The 5,835-nt window shown below is 74.2% G+C and carries 4 protein-coding genes; all 4 read right to left on the bottom strand.

Translation table 11 applies throughout. From position 1 onward, the window contains the following. Positions 1-202: 202 nt before the first annotated feature. Positions 203-1,702, bottom strand: a complete 1,500-nt coding sequence (murD, locus tag FOE67_RS14335) for a UDP-N-acetylmuramoyl-L-alanine--D-glutamate ligase (RefSeq protein WP_323384919.1) — start codon at positions 1,700-1,702, stop codon at positions 203-205. Next, positions 1,699-2,763 (bottom strand): phospho-N-acetylmuramoyl-pentapeptide-transferase, encoded by a 1,065-nt coding sequence (gene mraY, locus FOE67_RS14340; protein WP_182664266.1) that lies wholly within the window; start codon positions 2,761-2,763, stop codon positions 1,699-1,701. Before mraY ends, murD begins: the two co-directional genes overlap by 4 nt. Further along, complete coding sequence (locus FOE67_RS14345) at positions 2,760-4,193, bottom strand: UDP-N-acetylmuramoyl-tripeptide--D-alanyl-D-alanine ligase (RefSeq protein ID WP_182664268.1); 1,434 nt, start codon at positions 4,191-4,193, stop codon at positions 2,760-2,762. The genes mraY and FOE67_RS14345 overlap by 4 nt, the downstream gene beginning before the upstream one ends. Then, a partial coding sequence (locus tag FOE67_RS14350; RefSeq protein ID WP_182664270.1) for a UDP-N-acetylmuramoyl-L-alanyl-D-glutamate--2,6-diaminopimelate ligase occupies positions 4,190-5,835 on the bottom strand: 1,646 nt, incomplete at its 5' end. The genes FOE67_RS14345 and FOE67_RS14350, both read right to left, overlap by 4 nt.

Below are 5,835 nucleotides of genomic sequence, written 5' to 3' on the forward strand. Positions count from 1 at the left end.
GTGCCCGGGGCCGCCCCGTGCCGGACGCCCCGCCCGGCCGGACCCCACCGCTTCGGTCGACCTGCATGCTGTCCCCTCCGGTTCTCGTGCCCGCTCCCGGGCCCCCTCGCGCGTCCGGGGCGGTGGGGTGCCCGCTCGGCATCGGCCCCACCGCCCCGGACACGCGAACGGGTCGTGGACCCGGGGCGCGCGGCCCCGTCTCCTACCCCGGTCCGTCCCCGCCGGTGTCCGGACCCCCGGCCGGGAGGGCGCGCACGGCCTCGGCGAAGGCGTCACCGCGCTCCATGTAATGGGTGAACATGTCCATGGAGGCGCAGGCGGGCGCCAGCAGCACCGTGTCGCCGGGGCGGGCCAGCCGGTCCGCCTCGCGCACGGCCCGAGCCATCGCCCCAGTGTCGGTCCGCTCCAGGTCGACGACCGGCACATCCGGCGCGTGTCGCCGAAGCGCATCGGCGATCAGTGCCCGTTCGGCGCCCAGCAGGATCACCGCGCGCAGTCGGGGCGCGGCGTCGCGCACCAGGTCGTCGAAGGTCGCGCCCTTGGCCAGGCCGCCGGCGATCCACACGATCGGGTCGTAGGCGGCCAGGGAGGCGGCGGCCGCGTGCGGGTTGGTGGCCTTGGAGTCGTCCACCCACTCCACCCCGGCCCGCCGGGTGACGGTGGAGATGCGGTGGGCGTCGGGGCGGAAGGCGCGCAGACCGTCCCGGACGGCCCTCGGCTCCACCCCGTAGGCCAGTGCCAGGGCGGCGGCGGCCAGGGCGTTGGCCACGTTGTGCGGGGCGGCCGGACGCACGTCGGAGACCGCCGCCAGCTCCCGGGCGGTACGCCGTCGGTCGGGACCGAAGGCCCGGTCCACCAGCAGGTCGTCCACCACGCCCAGCTGGGAGGGGGCGGGGACGCCGAGGGTGAAGCCGATCGCCCGGCAGCCCTCCTCGACCTCCGCCTGCCGCACCGGGATCTCCCCGTCGGGGGTGTCGGCGTTGTAGACGCAGGCGACCCGGTTGCCCTCGTGGATCCGGGCCTTGGCCGCGGCGTACGCCTCGGGGCCGCCGTGCCAGTCGAGGTGGTCGGGGGCGATGTTGAGGATCGCCGCCGAGTGCGCCGCGATGTTCGGGGACCAGTGCAGCTGGTAGCTGGACAGCTCCAGGGCGAGCACGTCGTACGGCTCGGCGGAGCGGACCACGTCCAGCAGCGGGGTGCCCACGTTGCCGACGGCGGCGGTGCGCAGGCCGGCGGCCTCCAGCATCGCCGCCAGCATCCGCACCGTGGTGGTCTTGCCGTTGGTCCCGGTGATCGCCAGCCACTCGGCGGGCGGGGTGCCGTCCGCGGCGGGGCGGCGCAGCCGGCGGGCCAGCTCGATGTCGCCGATCACCGGGACCCCGGCCTCCGCCGCCGCCGCGAACAGCGGGGCGGAGGGGGGCCAACCCGGTGAGGTGACGACGAGTTCGGTGCCCCCGGGCAGGGTCGCCCCGTCCCCGAGGCGGACGGTGAGGTCCCCGTCCGGGACGGCGGCGCGCAGCGCCGCGGCGCGGGCCCGCTGCCGCTCGCCGTCGCCGCCGTCCACCACGACCACCCGGGCGCCGAGGCCGGCGAGCACCCGCGCGGCGCTCTCCCCGGTGACGCCGAGGCCGGCGACGGTGACCCGCCTGCCGACCCAGGCCTCGTCGGGTTCGGCGCCCGGCGGCAGGGTGTCGGCGCTCACCAGCCGGCCACCCAACTGCCGTAGAAGAGTCCGATGCCGACGATCACGCAGATGCCCTGGATGATCCAGAACCGGACCACGATCAGCACCTCGCTCCACCCCTTCAACTCGAAGTGGTGTTGGAGCGGGGCCATCTTGAAGACCCGTTTGCCGGTGAGGCGGAAGGAGCCGACCTGGATCACCACGGACATGGTGATCAGGACGAACAGGCCGCCGAGGATGGCGAGCAGCAGCTCGGTGCGGGAGACGATCGCCAGACCGGCCAGCGCCCCGCCCAGGGCGAGGGAACCGGTGTCGCCCATGAAGACCTTGGCGGGCGAGGTGTTCCACCACAGGAAGCCGAAGAGCGCTCCCATCAGGGCGGAGGCCACGATCGCCAGGTCCAGGGGGTCGCGGACCTCGTAGCAGCCCGGCCCGGCGGTGAGCTCGTTGGCGCAGCTCTGGCCGTACTGCCAGACGCCGATGAAGACGTAGGCGCCGAAGACCATCACCGAGGCACCGGTGGCCAGGCCGTCCAGTCCGTCGGTGAGGTTCACGCCGTTGGACATGGCCAGGATCATGAACAGCGCCCACAGCACGAAGAGCACCGGGCCGATGGACCAGCCGAAGTCCTGGGTGAAGGACAGGTGGGTGGAGGCCGGGGTCTGGCCCCGGGCGTCCGCGAAGTTCAGGGCCAGTACCGCGAAGGCGATACCGACGATGAGTTGGCCGAGCATCTTCGCCTTGGCCCGCAGTCCGAGGCTGCGCTGCTTGACGATCTTGATGTAGTCGTCCAGGAAGCCGACCAGGCCCATCCCCGCGAAGAGGAAGAGGACCAGCAGACCGGAGACCGACGGCGAACTGCCGCTGATGATCTTGGTCGCGAAGTAGGCGATGAGCGTCGCCAGGATGAAGGCGATGCCGCCCATGGTCGGGGTGCCGCGCTTGCTGTGGTGATCGCGCGGGCCGTCGTCCCGGATGTACTGGCCGTAGCCCTTGCGGGCCAGCAGCTTGATGAGCAACGGGGTGCCCACCAGGGTCAGGAAGAGTCCGAGGACCCCGGATACGAGGATCTGCCTCATCGGGCGGCGACCCCGCCTTCGGCGTCCGCGGCGTTCGCCCCATCGGCGATCAGACCGAGCGCGACCTTCTCCAATCCCACCGCACGGGAAGCCTTCACCAGGACCACGTCCCCGGGTCGCAACTCCGCGCGCAACAGTTCCAGTGCCGTTCGGGCGTCGGACACGTGCACCGACTCCTCACCCCACGAACCCTCGTTCTTCGCGCCCATGTCGAGCCAGGCGGCCTCACGGCCGCCGACCGCCACGAGCTTGCCGACATTGAGCCGGACGACGAGTCGACCGACGGCGTCGTGCTCGGCCTGCGACGCCTCCCCCAGCTCCGCCATGGTGCCCAGCACCGCCCAGGTGCGGCGGCCACGGCCCATCGCCGCGAGCGCGCGCAGGGCGGCCCGCGTGGAATCGGGGTTGGCGTTGTAGGCGTCGTTGACGATCGTCACTCCGTCCGCCCGCTCGGTGACCTCCATCCGCCACCGGGAGAGCGGTCCCGCCTCCGCCAGTGTCTCGGCGAGGGCGGCGGCGGGTAGGCCCAACTCGTGGGCTACGGCCGCGGCGGCCAGCGCGTTCGACACGTGGTGCTCACCGTACAGTCGCATCGTCAGATCGGCGTAGCCGGAGGGGGTGATGAGCCGGAAGGCCGGCCGCCCGTCCTCGGTCAGACGCACGTTCTCGGCCCGGATGTCGGCCTCCGGGGACTCGCCGAAGAAGACCGTCCGGGCCCGGGTCCGCGAGGCCATCGCCCGCACCAGCGGGTCGTCGGCGTTGAGCACCGCCACCCCGCCCTCCTCGGCCGACGGCAGTGCCTCGACCAGCTCCCCCTTGGCCAGGGCGATGGCCTCCCGGCTGCCGAACTCGCCCAGGTGCGCGGTCCCGACGTTGAGCACCACACCGATCCGCGGCGGGGTGAGCCCGGCCAGGTAACGGATGTGGCCCACGCCCCGGGCACCCATCTCCAGCACCAGGTGCCGGGTGCCCTCGCCGGCGCGCAGCGCGGTCAGCGGCAGCCCGATCTCGTTGTTGAAGGACTCCGGCGGCCACACCGTGGGCGCGATGCGCTCCAACAGCTGGGCGATCAGGTCCTTCGTGGAGGTCTTCCCGGCCGAGCCGGTCATCGCCACCACGGTGGCGCCCAGTTCGCCCACCACGTGCCGGGCCAGGGCCCCCAGGGCGGCCGTGACGTCCGGGACGACGACGGTCGGCACCCCCTCGATCGGGCGGGTCGCCAGCACGCAGGCGGCGCCGTCGGCGACCGCCCCGGCGGCGAAGTCGTGGCCGTCCACCCGGTCGCCGCGCAGCGCGGCGAAGAGGGCACCCGGTTCCACGAGACGGGAGTCGATGACCACCGGCCCGGTGACGAGCGGCGGCGGTTCCGGTATGCCGTGCCCCGTCCCACCGGTGACGGCGACGAGTTCGGCGGCGGAAAGGGGGATCATGCGGGGTTCAGGTCCTTCCCCGAAGTGCGGGCGGCGTGACCGGCGCGCTCGATGGCGGCGCGCAGTTCCAGACGGTCGTCGAAGGGGCGGATCACGCCGGCGATGTCCTGGCCGGTCTCGTGGCCCTTCCCGGCGACGAGGACGGTGTCCCCGGGCTCGGCCCGGGCCACCGCCGCGGCGATGGCGGCGGCGCGGTCCTCCTCGACCAGGACCGTGCCCCGCTCGTGGACCGGCACCCGGGCGGCGCCGGCCAGCATGGTGGCGAGGATCGCCAGCGGGTCCTCGCTCCGGGGGTTGTCGCTGGTGAGCACGGCGGTGTCGGCGAGACGGGCCAGCGCCTCGCCCATCGCCGGACGTTTGTGCGGGTCGCGGTCGCCGCCGCAGCCCAGCACGGCGTGCACCCGGCCCCCGGTGACCCGGCGCACCGCCCGGAGCACCGACTCCACGGCGTCCGGCTTGTGGGCGTAGTCCACCACCGCGAGGTAGGGCTGACCGACGTCCACCCGCTCCAGCCGGCCGGGAACGCCCGGCACCGCGGCGATGCCGTCGGCGGCGGCCTGCGGATCGGCGCCGGCCACCGCCAGGGCGACGATCGCGGCCAGGGTGTTGGCGACGTTGAAGGCGCCCGGCAGCGGCGCCGAGGCGCGCACCCGCGCCCCGTCGGGGCCGTGCGCGACGAAGGTCGAACCCAGCGGACCGATCTCCACCCCGTCGGCACGCCAGTCGGCGTCCGGGTGGCCCTCCGCCGAGTAGGTGGTCACCGGGAGACCGGCGGCGGACGCGTCGTCCACCAGCCGCCGACCGTGCGCGTCGTCGATGTTGACCACGGCGGCCCGGGAGCGGGCCGGGGTGAACAGCTGCGCCTTGGCCCGGTAGTAGTCCTCCATGTCGGGGTGGAAGTCCAGGTGCTCGGCGCTGAGGTTGGTGAAGACCGCCACGTCGTAGACGCAACCGTCCACCCGACCCAGCACCAGGGCGTGACTGGAGACCTCCATGACCAGCGAGCCGACGCCCTGCTCGCGCATCACCGCGAGCAGCGCCTGCAGGTCGGTGGCCTCCGGCGTCGTGCGCTCGGACCTGATCCGCTCCTCGCCGATCCGGGTCTCCACCGTGCCGATCAGCCCCACGCCCCCGCCGCGCGGCGAGGCCTTGCGCAGGCCGCCCTCGACCAGATAGGCCGTGGTGGTCTTGCCGGAGGTGCCGGTGATGCCGACGCGCAGCAGGCCCGCTCCGGGGTCCCCGTAGATCCGGGCGGCGAGTTCGCCCATCCGGGCGCGCGGGGAGGGCACGACGATCACCGGGAGACCGGCCGCGGCGGCGCGTTCCGCGCCGTCGGGGTCGGTCAGCACGGCGGCGGCGCCGCGCCGGGCGGCCTGTTCGGCGAAGTCCGCGCCGTGGAAGCGGGCGCCGGGAAGGGCGGCGTACAGATCGCCGGGACGCACGGCGCGCGAGTCGTGGGTGATGCCGGTGATCGACGCGGTGACGTCGGGCGGCTCGGCTCCCGCCAGGGCGGCCAGCTCGGCCGTCGGGACGGGGCGGACGTTCTCCGGCCTGGGCGGCGAGGTGTGATTCCGGTCTGCTGGGGGCACGGCGGTGAGCGTACCCGGCGGGCGGGGGGTGTCGCGAAGCGAGGGGGCCGGCC

This window comes from Streptomyces calidiresistens, from assembly GCF_014141525.1.
GTDB lineage: Bacteria > Actinomycetota > Actinomycetes > Streptomycetales > Streptomycetaceae > Streptomyces > Streptomyces calidiresistens.

What these genes read in the sequence shown, in the direction of transcription:
- mraY (WP_182664266.1), bottom strand. Translation starts at nt 2,763, where the DNA reads ATGAGGCAGATCCTCGTATCCGGGGTCCTCGGACTCTTCCTGACCCTG.
- FOE67_RS14345 (WP_182664268.1), bottom strand. Translation starts at nt 4,193, where the DNA reads ATGATCCCCCTTTCCGCCGCCGAACTCGTCGCCGTCACCGGTGGGACG.